Below are 11,911 nucleotides of genomic sequence, written 5' to 3' on the forward strand. Positions count from 1 at the left end.
CTTCAAGTTGAGAAGCAGGGGCGGGAGCCCCTGCTAGATAACAGATAACTTATTCGTCACCGCCGGCAAACGCCATTAATAACTGAATCAAGCTTAAGAAAATATTATAAATCGACACGAATAGGGTAACTGTAGCTAATACATAGTTACGCTCACCACCGTGAATGATGGCACTGGTTTGCATCAAAATAGCACCCGCTGAGAACAGAATAAACAGCGCTGACAAAGCTAAACTTAGCGCTGGCATGTTCAAGAAGATATTGGCGATCATCATCACCACCAAGGCCACAAAACCGGCAACCATCATGCCACCTAAGAAAGACATGTCTTTCTTCGTGGTTAATACATAAGCTGATAGGGCAAAAAAGATTAACGCGGTGCCACCCATGGCAGTCATGATAATCTCATTACCTTGCGGCCCAATGGCACTAATCATACCTAGTAACGGCCCAATGGTGTAACCCATGAAGCCGGTTAAGGCAAACACTAATACCAGCCCCATAGCACTGTTAGCCGTTTTGTGGATAGCAAAGAGCAAACCATAAAAACCGACAAGGGTAATAATAAAGTGCATCGGTGCTGCATTAGTAGCAATAGCTACGAACGCCATTAAAGCACTAAAGCCTAAGGTCATGCCCAACAACATATAGGTGTTGCGTAAAACCTTATTTGTTTGTAACACCGACTCTGATTGATGAGTGGTTGATAGGTGAGCTTGGTTACTCATGGATATCTCCGTGTTGTTGTTACTGCAAATTAAAACTGCAACCAGTGTACCTTATATATGGGGGCACTTAGCAATGATTTCAGCACTTTTATAGGCTTATTGTATAAAATGACAGCAAACGAACCAAATGATTCAAATTTTTGCTTTACAAGCGCGTTTTAGCTCTTTATCATTCGCTTCGTCTTGAGGCACACAGCCACAGACACCGGAGAGATGGCAGAGCTCGGTTTAATGCACCTGACTTGAAATCAGGCGTGGGTTTGCGCCCACCGGGGGTTCGAATCCCTCTCTCTCCGCCACATTCTAGAAAAAGCCCGCTACTTAAGCGGGCTTTTTTTTGCCCGTTTTTCGGCATGGCAGCTGCTAGCCATCTGGTCTTACCTGTGTATAATCTCAAGGCATTAGTTCAGTACTATTCATACGTATCCTAACGGCTTATAGCTCAATTTTTGCTGTGGTTAGGTGAATAGCGACTGGTTTCTGTTGAAGCAAAGAGTAATGGCACAAGGAAACTTACCATGCAGTTTAGTGAGATATTAGCGCAAATAAGCGCTGCCGCAGAGCAAACGATTGAGCTGCCAGAAGGCTGGGGGCAAGGACGCGCGTTATTTGGTGGGCTTACTGCCGCCATTGCATGGCAACATGCTCATCTTGGCGCCAGTTCTGAACAACACCTACGGGCACTAACTGTCTCTTTTGTAGCCCCAGTGCAACCAGGTACAGCAACATTAAAGCGGCGAATTTTACGAGAAGGCAAAAATGTGACGCAAATCGCCGTTGACATCGTGCAGGCTGGTGAGGTGGTGTTAGCTGCTTTAGCAAGTTATGGCCGATCACGGCCATCCCGCGTACGAGTGGTAGATTTGCCCAACGCCCATGTGCCGCCACGAGAGCAAGGCCCAGCTTTTCCGCCAATCGACATACTGCCAGAGTTTACTAGTCACTTTGATTACCGTGTGAGTTTGGGTGGCTTACCTTTTACCGGCAATGCTAGTCGCGAGTTTGGTGGCTGGATGCGTTTTCGTGCAGAACAACAACCGATGACGATAGGCCTGCTCTTAGGTATGGTTGATGCTTGGCCGCCAGCCGTATTGCCGCATTTAACCGCTCCAGCACCTGCCAGTTCTCTTACCTGGACGATTGAGTTCCCAGAGCCGTTAGATAACCAATTAAATAGTCATGATTGGTGGCAGTATGCTGCCTATATTGATTACGCCAATGAGGGCTATGGTCATACTCATGCACATATTTGGGATGCCGCTGGTAACCTAGTTGCCATTAGCCGTCAGACTGTGACGGTCTTTGGTTAAGGCTTAAACAGGCTGATTTAACTCAAAAAAACCTTATTTATGTCATTTGAAACAAGGTGTTTTTAAAAAGACTAAAAACGCCTTGTTAATTTCTTAATAGCTAATTAAATCAATAATTTTTGCTTGCAATTTATGCCGATATAGCGCAAATCTAAGCCACCTGAAATGGTTTCAGGACTCGTGGAAAACTAAACAAAGGAATGTGGCTCATGGCTGATTTCATTATAGCTGTATCGAGTGATTTAGTGCGTGCAGGAATGTACGCCACGTTAAGCTCGAATAAAAAATACCGAGTTGTTGCAAGCGTCAAGAATATGAATGAATTACGGGAAGAAGCAAAAAACAACCCGTATGCCACTGTTATTCTTAGTAGTCAGCTTGTAGGTGATGGGACAATTGAAAGTTGGCGTCGGTTACATAGACGATATAATGATTTGCAGCTGCTCTTATGGGCGCGATCATTTCAAGATGTGCTGGATTATCAGTGCAATCTTTCTCGAGTAGATGGTTATTTGTTAGATCATGCAAACTATGAAGAGTTTGATGCGGCTTGTTATTCTTTAAGTCGTGGGCAAATGTTTGTGGCCAGTGCAGTAGCGGAATACTTTGCTAAGAATCCGCGGCGGCAAGAGCAGGTGCGAATGATAAACTCCTTAAGTGAGCGTGAATTACAAGTGACACAGATGTTAGGCCGAGGTATTCGCGTCGTCGAAATAGCCAAGCATTTAAATATCAGTAGTAAAACAGTAAATACCTTTCGCTATCGTATCTTCCAAAAACTTGGTGTCGCCGGAGATGTAGAATTAACTCATCTTGCGATACAATCGGGACTTGTTGACCTAGAACCTACATAAAACAGCATGACCGAAAAGCAGTTATTTGATGCAAAAGCATTTATTCAACACCTGACTCATCAACCTGGCGTGTACCGCATGTATGATGACGAAGGTGTTGTTATTTATGTGGGCAAAGCCAAAGACTTGAAAAAACGCGTGAGTAGTTATTTTCGCGCTACGGTTGATAGACCTAAAACCCAAACCTTGGTTCGTCATATTGCGGCGATGGATGTCACAGTTACCAATACTGAGGCTGAAGCCCTAATTCTTGAAAATAATTTCATTAAAAAGTACCGCCCGCGCTATAACGTCTTATTACGAGACGATAAGTCTTATCCATACATTCTTGTCAGCCAACACCAGCATCCACGTTTAGCTTTTCATCGGGGCACGCGCCGCGAAAAAGGTGAGTATTTTGGCCCATTCCCCAATGGCGTAGCCGTGCGTGAAAGCTTACGCTTGTTACAAAAGCTGTTTCCGGTGCGGCAATGTGAGGATTCCTACTATCGCGCCCGCAGCCGTCCCTGTTTGCAGTATCAGCTTAAACGTTGCTTGGCTCCTTGCGTTAAAGGCTACTGCAGTGATGAGGAATACCAAGAGCAAGTAGACTTAGCGAAGTCGTTTTTACAGGGGAAGAACCAACAAGTGATCGATCAGTTGGTGGTGAAAATGGAACAAGCCAGTACGCAACTGGAGTTTGAACGAGCAGCGCGTTTTCGTGATCAAATTGGGGCCTTGCGCAAGGTACAAGAACGCAACGCCGTTACCGGTAATCAGCAGGAACTGGATGTGATTGGCTTTGCTCGCCGTGGTGGTATTGCTGCCATCCATCTGCTATTTATTCGTGAAGGAGCAGTGCAGGGCAGTCGTAGCTATTTTCCGAAACTACCTAGTGACACCAGTGATAACGAAGTGTTGTTAGCCTTTTTGCTGCAATTTTATCTGAATGACCAAGTAGGTCGACGCTTACCGCGAGAAATTATTCTACCGGCCGACAATGCCGCTTTGTTGCTTGACCCCGAACACGATTTGCAAGTACTTGAGCAAGCCTTAGCGCAACAAGTACGGATGACGCACAATGTGCGAGGTGAACGCAAACAATATCAAGTGTTAGCGCAAAAGAATGCGCTCAACGCGCTTGAATCTAAATTAAACCAAGCCTCAACCATGAGTATGCGTTTGCAGCAGTTAGAACAAGTACTGGATGTCGCTGAGCCGATTCAACGGATGGAATGCTTTGATATCAGCCATACTATGGGCCAAGAAACCGTGGCTAGCTGTGTCGTTTTTGATCGCCAAGGCCCGAAAAAGAGTGATTACCGCCGCTTCAACATCAAAGGCATCACCCCTGGTGATGATTATGCAGCGATGGCGCAAGCGCTACAGCGCCGTTTTGATGCAGCCCTGAAGAGTCCAGAGGGCTTGGCGGCGTTACCTGATATTTTGTTTATTGACGGTGGTAAAGGGCAGTTATCACAAGCAGAAGCTTATTTTGAACAATGGGCCGCACCCAAACATATAGATGCGCCGTTGTTAATTGGCGTCGCCAAAGGCGAATCACGCAAACCTGGCTTAGAAACCTTGATCCTCGCTGGTAGCCATCAAACCATACCTTTAGCTGGCGATGCTCCTGCTTTACATTTGGTGCAGCATATTCGCGATGAATCCCATCGTTTTGCCATTACCGGGCACCGGCAACGGCGAGCAAAAGTAAAACGCTCATCCAAGCTGGAGGATATTCCTGGTATTGGCGCCAAGAGAAGGCAGAAATTATTGCAAAATCTCGGTGGATTACAGGAAGTAAAACAGGCTAGTATTGATCAACTTAGCGCAGTGCCCGGAATTAGCCGAGAAATCGCTGAAACCATCTATCATGCATTTCGGGACGAATAGAGGATAACTTTTAAAGATGTGGAATATTCCTAATCTGCTTACCAGCTTTCGCATTGTTTTAATTCCGGTATTTTTAATTATTTACTATATTCCCGGGCCTGAATCTCATTTTTGGGCAGCGTTTGTCTTTGCTATTGCCGGGATTACCGATGCTTTAGATGGTTGGGTGGCACGCAAATTTAATCAATTTACTAAGTTTGGCGCCTTTTTAGATCCGGTTGCCGATAAAGTTATGGTGGCAGCTTCGTTAATTGTCGTGGTAGAGAACTACGCCGTTTGGTGGATCAGTATTCCGGCATTGGCGATTGTAAGCCGTGAATTGGTCGTTTCGGCGCTACGCGAATGGATGGCGCAAATAGGGCGGCAAGAACAAGTTAAAGTCTCTAATTTGGGAAAATTAAAAACAATTGCACAAATGGTGGCAATTGGAGGTTTAATTTGGGAAGCAAATAGTTTTATAATTGGCACCGCAACCTTGCTGTTATACATAGCCTTTGTGTTAACTCTGTGGTCAATGTGGGAATATTTGCGGGCTGCTTGGTCAGATTTAAGCCAAGTGGATTAAAAAAAAAGCAAACGAACCAAATGATTGAAAAAAAGCGTTGACGTTAACGAAATAGCCAGTAGAATGCGCAAGCACTGGATGCGGGAATAGCTCAGTGGTAGAGCACAACCTTGCCAAGGTTGGGGTCGCGAGTTCGAATCTCGTTTCCCGCTCCAAATTCGGTTGGCGGGTTGGCAGAATGGCTATGCAGCGGATTGCAAATCCGTGGATCTCGGTTCGACTCCGGGACCCGCCTCCATCTCGAAGACCTTAGGTAGTACCTCGGAATTACAATGTATGCCCGGGTGGTGAAATTGGTAGACACAAGGGATTTAAAATCCCTCGCTGGTAACAGCGTGCCGGTTCAAGTCCGGCCCCGGGCACCACTTCTTTTTTTGAAATATATCTTGTTTATTGATCCAATCGACCTTATCTTAAGTTAAGACGCAGTTTGTCCAACTTAGGAACCCCATGGTCGCCATTCGATTACTCAGTTTAGCCCTCATCGTGAGCTTGCTCTGGTTTGCGCCACATGCGCAAGTACAGACCGCTGACGGCTATCAACTTGAGTCTCAGGCCATTGCTAGCCATGTTAATTCGACCAGTGTTCATCAAGAGCTGCTGTCGTTAGACGAGCCCGACCCGGCGTTGCCGATCTTCATTCGACCAACCTTGGTCCCGACTGGGCCAGTTCAAATTACCCCAGTCATTGTTGCTACCTATCAAAAAACCTACCAAACCTATACAGCCAGAGCTCCGCCCGTTGTTGGTTGAATTTTTATTCGCACCATAAAAATATTTAATTCAATAAGTGCTGTTCTCAGCAACGAGGTTAGTTATGGCAGATTTTCATGCATTACGCTGGGCTACGGCCACCAGCGCGACATTTTTACCAGCCGCAGTTTACGCAGCGCCGGCGGTGCTAGATTGGCATCAGCCAGCAACGGCTGTGGTTGAGCAGTGGCAAGCGCCATCGGTGTTACGAATCAACGAGTCTTTGTTGTTACCCGAAGCTGAAGCTTTGTTGAGCAAGCAGGCATCTCGGTATGCAGTAGTGCTAGGTACCGATAACCAGGTGAGTGGTATTATCATGAGCAGCGATTTGCGTAGCAGGCAAACCCTAGCTATTGCAAACTTATTACAGTTGCCTTGGCACGAATTACAAGTAGGCTATGTGATGCAACCAGCTGACTTGTTGCCCGTGATTCAGCCGCAAGATTTAGCCAGCGCACGCATCGGCGATCTAGCTGCCACGATGCAAGCATCAGGACGCGATGTACTGTGGGTCGGTGATGCCGACGCCCAGACTTTTTCTGGAGTGATCACCTCACTGCACATCATGGCGGCGACGGGAGAATCGGTAAGGCTGTATCCACAAGTAAATACCTTTGCTGATGTTTTTCAAGCTCTGCACCACAAACGAGCGAAATATCCGGTCTAGTTGAGTAAAAAGCCCTCGCTAAATACGAGGGCTTTTTATATGGTTATAGCATCTTCTACGAACGCACTAGGTGAACTATGTTATTAACCCTGCAAACGGTGACGCCAGCCACGACTGAAACAACCTATAACGGCCTCGACACGCTATTAATGATAGCCCAGTGGTTGGTGGCCGGTTTTGTCTTGGTGCTCATATTAGGCGCGTTGTGGCTACTCGTTCTCTACGTGATTGATAAGACCCAAACTCGTCACACCATTCGCAGAAACTTCCCAGTTATTGGCAGGTTTCGCTACCTGTTTGAACACTTAGGTGAATTCTTTCGCCAGTACTTTTATGCCATGGATAGAGAAGAAATGCCGTTTAACCGGGCGCAACGTAGCTGGGTCTATCGAGCCGCTAAAAATGCCGATAGAACGCTCGCCTTTGGCTCTACCCGAGACTTAACCAAGCAGGGCACCATCATTTTTGCCAATAGTGCCTATCCGCGGCAGCAAGAAGAGAAAACACAGCCCATGGCGGTGACTATTGGCGCAGAATGCCCTCATCCTTACTCGCCAACCAGCTATTTTCATATTTCAGGGATGAGCTATGGGGCGCTATCACCGGTTGCTGTCACGGCGTTATCAAAAGGCGCCAAATTAGCGGGCTGCTGGATTAATACCGGTGAAGGAGGGCTGAGCCCCTATCACTTAGTTGGCGGAGCCGATGTGGTGTTCCAGATAGGTACTGCAAAATATGGCGTTCGCACTGAGCAAGGCGAATTGTGTGAGCAACGTCTCAAGCAAATTGCCGACCATGACTTAGTTAAAATGTTTGAAATTAAGCTCAGCCAAGGCGCTAAACCTGGTAAAGGTGGTATTTTGCCGGGGGTTAAGGTCAATCAAGAAATTGCAGACATCCGCGGTATTCCTGTTGGCCAGGATTCAATTAGTCCCAATCGTCATCCTGAAATTAGTAATAACGAAGAATTACTGGACTTTATCGCGCGCGTTCGTGACATCACCGGTAAGCCAACGGGGATTAAGTTTGTGATGGGCGACCCGACTTGGATCGATGAATTGATTGCCGCTATTCATGCGCGCGGAGCAGCCTCTGCACCTGACTTTATTACCCTTGATAGTGCTGATGGCGGCACCGGTTCGGCACCACAACCCTTGATGGACTATGTCGGTTTAAAACTCTCTGAAAGTTTGCCGATTTTAGTTGATAAGTTAATGGCAGCAGGGCTTAAAGATAGGATCAAAGTGGTCGCTTCTGGAAAAATGATCACGCCCGCTGATGTTGCTTGGGCGCTTGCCATTGGTGCGGATTTTATTGTCTCAGCTCGCGGCTTTATGTTTTCGCTGGGTTGTATTCAAGCGATGCAGTGCAATAAAAATACCTGTCCGACCGGCATCACCACTCACAATAAGAGCTTGCAGAAGGGCCTAGATCCAACCGATAAAAGCGTCCGAGTTGCGAATTACCACAAATACCTTGAATACGGCGTGAATATCATTGCGCACTCTTGTGGTGTTGCTGACCCTCGAGAACTCACTCGGCGCCATGCGCGTGTTGTTACCCACACCGGCGATAGTATTAGCTTGGCACAGCGTTACCCACCCACTCAAGGTTAGGGTTAACCTTTGTGTAATCGGCTTTGGAGCCACTTAGTAAAGGCAATCACAGCGACCGGCTGGCGTTGACGTTGTTTCACCGCCAGTTGGATAGCATCAGGTAATTGCACGCTTAGTTCCGGCGCTTGGCTAAACTCCTGCAACTGGGGATGTTGCAAATACAAGCTATCTAGTAGGGTTACTTGATCACTACCAGCCATTAAATCAACAGCGATGTTACTGTTTCCTACGGGGCGCAACTGCAGTTGTTTGGTTAAAGCGGGTTGTTGGCGTTTAAATAGCGCCCAATAAGGCGCATTTACATCAATATGCCATAACCGTGAGGCCCAAGCGGTGCTACTGTCGATGGCACTTACAGCGCGATAAGTAGGTTGATACAGGGCCTGTTGTTGAATGGTCTTATCTTTTAACGGCCCGTAATGAATGGCTAGATCTAATGACTCATGTTGTAACTCGGCAATAACATGAGCTCTACTGCCAGGTTCCGGAAACAAGGGGATGGTAGTAAAATGCAGTTGCACGTGGGGATAGAGGCTATAAAACTCAGCTAGTCGGGCTGATAACCACCACCGCAGAAAGCTCTCTGGCACGGCAAGTTTTAGGGTCGTATGCTCGGTATAGCTTAAGTTACGGGCGCGCTCAATGATGCGGTCAAGCTCATTAAATAGCTGGCTAACATCCGCTGCAATAGCTTGCCCGGCGGCAGTTAGCGCATGCACGCGATTATCACGTTGAAACAAACGCGTGCCAAGCTGCTCTTCCAGTGCCTGTATCTGTCGAGTTATATTGGATTGAGAAACATTAAGTTGCTGCGCTGCATGCTTGAATGATGGAGCCGTGGCTGCCACCGCAAATACACGTAACGCATTGAGAGAAGGCTGTTTTTGCGATTTCATAAGCATGCCAGAGTGATTATTTAATTAACTAAAAGTAAATCAGAATGAATCAAATAGCAATCTATTGGAATGAGTTTTTGCTTATTGCAGTGTTACATTTTCTGGCGGTAGCTAGCCCAGGGCCTGATTTTGCAGTCGTCACTCGCTACAGTATTAGTTTTGGTGGCCGTATTGGTCGTTGGGTCGCCGTCGGTATTGGTACCGGCATCTTGCTGCATATTGCCTATTCAGTGTTAGGTGTAGCGTTATTAATTCATCGATACCAATGGCTGTACGCAACCTTATTGTGGGTGGGTGCCATTTATTTAGGTTGGTTAGGATGGCAAGCATTACAAGCTAAACCTCGCGGCGCTATGCCAAGTACCGAAGAGTTTACCAGTAGGGCCAGCCAAGTCAGTGCAAGCAAAGCTTTTCGGGTAGGTTTTTTAACCAATGGCTTAAATGTAAAAGCCACGCTGTTTTTCTTAGCGTTATTCTCGACCGTGATCGACCCAGCCACACCAACTTGGGTAAAAATCGGGTACGGCGGTTATATGGCCATAGCTACTGGATTATGGTTTATGGCGTTAGCCACCGCGATTACCTGGGGACCTTTCTACCGCAAGCTTTGGCGATACAGCCATTGGCTCGATAGGCTCATGGGCTTAGCGCTAGTATTATTGAGCCTGAAGCTAATTTGGGATTGGTGGCAGCTTTAATTTGCACTATTTTTATAAGGCTTAACAGCCAGCTATGATATCATTGCGAGTAACCAAATTATTCCTTACTAAGCCTAGTATGAAGGCCTTCATGGGCTAACTAGAGCTCACTATTTTAAAGAGTTGATGTCTATATGCAGTTATTTGTAAACGATCTGACCGTGATTGATTTTTCTTACCTGTGCCCAGAGCGGGGAATGGTGGGAGAAAGTTGGATTGTTGATATTATTCTAGATGGCTCGCTTAACGAGCAGTCCATGGTGTTAGATTTTGGACGGGTAAAGAAACAGATTAAACGCATTATAGATGGTGCCGTTGATCATAAGTTAGCTGTGCCTGCTGAGCATCCGTTTACCCGAGTGCATCATCACGCTGATGGTAATAGTTATTGGGTTGATTTTTTGCGCCCGCAACAAGCTTCTATTCATTTGTTTTGTCCCGCTGATGCTTTTGCTTTTATTGACGCAGAAGCTGTTACCATGGCCACTGTTACTGATTATTTGCGCGCGGTGATTAAGCGTGAATTACCCGATAATGTGCAAGGTTTAGAATTATTACTGAGACCAGAACAGATCGAAGGGGCATTTTATCATTACACCCACGGGTTAAAAAAGCATGACGGCAATTGCCAACGGATTGCTCATGGCCACCGCTCGCGACTCTTTATTGCCCTTGATGGCAACCGTGATGAAGCGCTAGAACAGCAATGGGCAGCCAAATGGCAAGATATCTACTTAGGCTCGACTGAAGATGTGGTTGAGCTTGCGCAGTTACAGTTATCACCAAGCGCTACGGACGTGACTCCAGCTTCCCATATCGGCTACAGTTATACGGCTGATCAAGGGCTGTTTGAACTCGTCGTGCCGGTAGCGGAAAATTATCTGATCCCAACGGATTCGACGGTCGAGTGTATTGCCACTTATTTAGCCCAAGCGGTAAAACAGCAACATCCCGATTGTGCAGTTAAAGTGACTGGATTCGAAGGGGTTGGCAAAGGAGCAATTGGTTATGCCTAAGTTCGGTCGGCAGCCGCTGTTACTGGCGTTAGCGACGGTAGCTTCCATGTTCGCTTTGTTAGCAACGCAGCCGGTTGCTGCGAGCTCGACAAACCCAGCCACGCTCAACAACAGTCATGCGGTGCTGGCGATCAACGACAGTAATAAAGGACAAGCCAGCAGCAAGGGCATTCAACTACGCGGAGCCCTTCGCTCGGGTGGTCTCATCATAGGCAAAACTCAACCGACTAGTCAGGTCTGGTTAAATCAACAAGCGCTAAGTGTCAGTAACAGTGGCCATGTGGTGTTTGGTTTTGGTCGTGATACAAACGGCTCTCAAACCCTTACCGTACAACATGCTAACGGTGAGCAGCATGTCTTAGAATTACAGATAAGCGCGCGCGATTATGCTATCGATCGCGTTGATGGCGTTCCCCAACGCACAGTAACTCCTAACCCAGAGCAGCAACAGCGTACTCGTAAAGAAGCCGAGAAAGTCTGGTTGGCACGTACCGTAAACAGTACCCGTGAAGATTATTTGCAGCCGCTGATAATGCCAGCACAGGGGCGTATTAGTGGTGTTTACGGTAGTCAGCGAATTTTTAACGGAACGCCACGCAACCCACATTATGGGTTAGATATTGCCGCGCCCACTGGCACTCCGGTACAAGCACCGTGGCCAGGCAAGGTGGTCTTAGCTGAGCCAGATTTATTTTATTCTGGCGGTACCCTGATTATTGATCACGGATTTGGCATCACCAGTACTTACATTCATCTCAATCAATTGCATGTCAAAGTGGGTGATAACATCGAGCAGGGCCAGCATATTGCTGATATTGGTGCCACCGGCCGGGTTACTGGCCCTCACCTCGATTGGCGAATTAACTGGGGCCATGAGCGTTTAGATCCAGCCCTGGCCCTCGAGCATTTTCAAGCAGAGTGATAAGTTAACCCG

At 47.0% G+C, this 11,911-nt stretch carries 12 protein-coding genes and 4 tRNA genes; 14 read left to right on the top strand and 2 right to left on the bottom strand.

Annotated features, from left to right (window positions below; all coding sequences use genetic code 11):
• Positions 1-49: 49 nt before the first annotated feature.
• Positions 50-727, bottom strand: a complete 678-nt coding sequence (locus tag ACQ661_RS00500) for a Bax inhibitor-1/YccA family protein (RefSeq protein WP_110075047.1) — start codon at positions 725-727, stop codon at positions 50-52.
• A 207-nt stretch (positions 728-934) separates the two neighbouring features.
• Between ACQ661_RS00500 and ACQ661_RS00505 the strand changes: the two genes are divergently transcribed.
• The 11 genes from ACQ661_RS00505 (at position 935) to ACQ661_RS00555 (ending at position 8,367) form a co-directional block, all read left to right on the top strand.
• A tRNA-Ser gene (locus tag ACQ661_RS00505) sits at positions 935-1,026 on the top strand.
• A 219-nt stretch (positions 1,027-1,245) separates the two neighbouring features.
• Positions 1,246-2,037 carry a thioesterase family protein gene (locus ACQ661_RS00510; RefSeq protein WP_110075048.1) on the top strand — a complete coding sequence of 264 codons (792 nt, stop codon included), beginning with the start codon at positions 1,246-1,248 and terminating at the stop codon, positions 2,035-2,037.
• Positions 2,038-2,246: 209 nt separating this feature from the next.
• The gene (locus tag ACQ661_RS00515) at positions 2,247-2,891 is read left to right on the top strand and encodes a LuxR C-terminal-related transcriptional regulator (protein WP_110075049.1); all 645 of its coding nucleotides are present in this window, start codon (positions 2,247-2,249) and stop codon (positions 2,889-2,891) included.
• Positions 2,892-2,897: 6 nt separating this feature from the next.
• Positions 2,898-4,766 (top strand): excinuclease ABC subunit UvrC, encoded by a 1,869-nt coding sequence (uvrC, locus tag ACQ661_RS00520; protein ID WP_110075050.1) that lies wholly within the window; start codon positions 2,898-2,900, stop codon positions 4,764-4,766.
• 16 nt (positions 4,767-4,782) lie between these two features.
• Positions 4,783-5,331 (top strand): CDP-diacylglycerol--glycerol-3-phosphate 3-phosphatidyltransferase, encoded by a 549-nt coding sequence (gene pgsA / locus ACQ661_RS00525; protein ID WP_110075051.1) that lies wholly within the window; start codon positions 4,783-4,785, stop codon positions 5,329-5,331.
• 80 nt (positions 5,332-5,411) lie between these two features.
• Positions 5,412-5,486: transfer RNA gene (locus tag ACQ661_RS00530), tRNA-Gly, on the top strand.
• 9 nt (positions 5,487-5,495) lie between these two features.
• Positions 5,496-5,569 (top strand) — tRNA-Cys (locus ACQ661_RS00535).
• A gap of 40 nt (positions 5,570-5,609) precedes the next feature.
• Positions 5,610-5,696, top strand: a tRNA-Leu gene (locus tag ACQ661_RS00540).
• An 85-nt stretch (positions 5,697-5,781) separates the two neighbouring features.
• The gene (locus tag ACQ661_RS00545) at positions 5,782-6,084 is read left to right on the top strand and encodes a hypothetical protein (RefSeq protein WP_431667324.1); all 303 of its coding nucleotides are present in this window, start codon (positions 5,782-5,784) and stop codon (positions 6,082-6,084) included.
• Between the two features lie 64 nt (positions 6,085-6,148).
• Positions 6,149-6,751, top strand: a complete 603-nt coding sequence (locus ACQ661_RS00550) for a hypothetical protein (RefSeq protein ID WP_153825621.1) — start codon at positions 6,149-6,151, stop codon at positions 6,749-6,751.
• 149 nt (positions 6,752-6,900) lie between these two features.
• The gene (locus ACQ661_RS00555) at positions 6,901-8,367 is read left to right on the top strand and encodes an FMN-binding glutamate synthase family protein (RefSeq protein ID WP_431667568.1); all 1,467 of its coding nucleotides are present in this window, start codon (positions 6,901-6,903) and stop codon (positions 8,365-8,367) included.
• A gap of 2 nt (positions 8,368-8,369) precedes the next feature.
• Here ACQ661_RS00555 and ACQ661_RS00560 read toward each other — a convergent pair whose 3' ends face one another.
• Entirely contained in the window at positions 8,370-9,263 is an 894-nt protein-coding gene (locus ACQ661_RS00560) for a LysR family transcriptional regulator (protein WP_431667325.1), read from the bottom strand.
• 44 nt (positions 9,264-9,307) lie between these two features.
• Here ACQ661_RS00560 and ACQ661_RS00565 point away from each other — a divergent pair, with 44 nt between their 5' ends.
• The 3 genes from ACQ661_RS00565 to ACQ661_RS00575 all read left to right on the top strand — a co-directional run bounded on the left by ACQ661_RS00565 (position 9,308) and on the right by ACQ661_RS00575 (position 11,899).
• Positions 9,308-9,961, top strand: coding sequence for a LysE family translocator (locus ACQ661_RS00565; protein WP_153825623.1), 654 nt, complete (start codon positions 9,308-9,310; stop codon positions 9,959-9,961).
• A 134-nt stretch (positions 9,962-10,095) separates the two neighbouring features.
• Positions 10,096-10,977, top strand: coding sequence for a 6-carboxytetrahydropterin synthase (locus tag ACQ661_RS00570; RefSeq protein WP_313932319.1), 882 nt, complete (start codon positions 10,096-10,098; stop codon positions 10,975-10,977).
• A complete protein-coding gene (locus tag ACQ661_RS00575) occupies positions 10,970-11,899 on the top strand; it encodes a M23 family metallopeptidase (protein WP_431667326.1) in 930 nt (309 codons plus the stop codon). The genes ACQ661_RS00570 and ACQ661_RS00575 overlap by 8 nt, the downstream gene beginning before the upstream one ends.
• The last annotated feature ends 12 nt before the right edge of the window (positions 11,900-11,911 follow it).

The organism is Pseudidiomarina sp. WS423 (assembly GCF_050750165.1).
In the GTDB taxonomy this organism is placed as follows: domain Bacteria; phylum Pseudomonadota; class Gammaproteobacteria; order Enterobacterales; family Alteromonadaceae; genus Pseudidiomarina; species Pseudidiomarina fusca.

Coding starts and splice junctions, on each gene's coding strand:
- ACQ661_RS00550 (WP_153825621.1), top strand. CDS start 6,149: ATGGCAGATTTTCATGCATTACGCTGGGCTACGGCCACCAGCGCGACA.
- ACQ661_RS00510 (WP_110075048.1), top strand. CDS start 1,246: ATGCAGTTTAGTGAGATATTAGCGCAAATAAGCGCTGCCGCAGAGCAA.
- ACQ661_RS00500 (WP_110075047.1), bottom strand. CDS start 727: ATGAGTAACCAAGCTCACCTATCAACCACTCATCAATCAGAGTCGGTG.
- ACQ661_RS00515 (WP_110075049.1), top strand. CDS start 2,247: ATGGCTGATTTCATTATAGCTGTATCGAGTGATTTAGTGCGTGCAGGA.
- uvrC (WP_110075050.1), top strand. CDS start 2,898: ATGACCGAAAAGCAGTTATTTGATGCAAAAGCATTTATTCAACACCTG.
- ACQ661_RS00560 (WP_431667325.1), bottom strand. CDS start 9,263: ATGAAATCGCAAAAACAGCCTTCTCTCAATGCGTTACGTGTATTTGCG.
- ACQ661_RS00575 (WP_431667326.1), top strand. CDS start 10,970: ATGCCTAAGTTCGGTCGGCAGCCGCTGTTACTGGCGTTAGCGACGGTA.
- ACQ661_RS00565 (WP_153825623.1), top strand. CDS start 9,308: ATGAATCAAATAGCAATCTATTGGAATGAGTTTTTGCTTATTGCAGTG.
- ACQ661_RS00545 (WP_431667324.1), top strand. CDS start 5,782: ATGGTCGCCATTCGATTACTCAGTTTAGCCCTCATCGTGAGCTTGCTC.
- ACQ661_RS00555 (WP_431667568.1), top strand. CDS start 6,901: ATGATAGCCCAGTGGTTGGTGGCCGGTTTTGTCTTGGTGCTCATATTA.
- ACQ661_RS00570 (WP_313932319.1), top strand. CDS start 10,096: ATGCAGTTATTTGTAAACGATCTGACCGTGATTGATTTTTCTTACCTG.
- pgsA (WP_110075051.1), top strand. CDS start 4,783: ATGTGGAATATTCCTAATCTGCTTACCAGCTTTCGCATTGTTTTAATT.